The sequence below is a fragment of the Aerococcus sp. L_32 genome (assembly GCF_050689315.1).
Genome location: NZ_JBOEQF010000699.1, coordinates 1 through 932, shown reverse-complemented (window position 1 = coordinate 932; position 932 = coordinate 1). Strand labels below are relative to the sequence as shown.

Here is a 932-nt window from a genome sequence, read left to right as displayed (position 1 = left end):
ATGATCATTGATACAATGGCCACTTCTCTTGGATTCAAAAACGGGGTCACTACCGGTGCATATTGGTCTAAGACCAGATTCATCCAGTCCGTCACTTTTTCAACAAAGGCATGTTCGTCTGGTTGAAAGTGCTGTAAAACTTCATAGTTTGCCAAGAGTTATCCATCCCTTTCTATCAGTTGCTTGGTTCTATTATACAAAAAAATCGGGTAGATACCTAGACCCACCCGTTTGATTTAAAAGTTATTGTTATGGTTAGCGTAAAATATTTAAGCCGTTAGAAGCTAATTGTAGGACAAGAACGCCCACAATCACTGAAAATGAAATGCCTCCTAAACTAGGTAGGATACTATCAAAGAATGATAAGTATGGGTATGCTAGTCGGTCAATGATTTGACCAAATTTAGAATCTCTAGCTCCTGGGAACCAAGATAATAAAGCATATACTACTAGCACTAGTGTATAGACATAGATTAAATCTTGAAGAATATTCACTAAACTATTCACGACTTTCACCCTCTCGATTCCAAATATTGCCACGGTCGCGAGATGCTTTGCCGTGTGTATTTGTATATTCTTCATACAAACCTTCAATTTGTACAGTTTCTGGAACGGCAATAAATACGTCAGTTGCTACACGTTGTAAGTCCCCATTAATGGCATATACAACGCCTGTCATATAATCGATAAATCGACGTGCATCTTCATCTGACATTTGTGACAGGTTTAAGACCACTGATTTATCGCCCAATAATGATTGACTGATTCGCTCAGCCTCAGCAAAAATGCGTGGTTTAAAAATTTCTACAGTAGCCACGTTTTTACGAGACTCACTTAAATTCACTACATTATTTCGCGTTGCATCGTTTGCCATCGTTTTGTTTTGCTCCTTAGTTGGTTGTTCAAATGTAAATTGTGCTTGACTAGTTTGA

2 protein-coding genes and 1 pseudogene are annotated in these 932 nt (G+C 38.1%); all 3 read right to left on the bottom strand.

Annotated elements, in window-relative coordinates:
* Positions 1–155 (bottom strand): annotated as a pseudogene (locus ACRCJ0_RS15805) (RNA-binding protein); the annotation flags it as partial.
* A 100-nt stretch (positions 156–255) separates the two neighbouring features.
* Entirely contained in the window at positions 256–507 is a 252-nt protein-coding gene (locus tag ACRCJ0_RS15800; protein ID WP_016897656.1) for a YggT family protein, read from the bottom strand.
* Positions 500–932, bottom strand: a 433-nt coding sequence (locus ACRCJ0_RS15795; protein WP_431391137.1) for a cell division protein SepF, incomplete at its 5' end; no start/stop codon positions are given. The genes ACRCJ0_RS15800 and ACRCJ0_RS15795, both read right to left, overlap by 8 nt.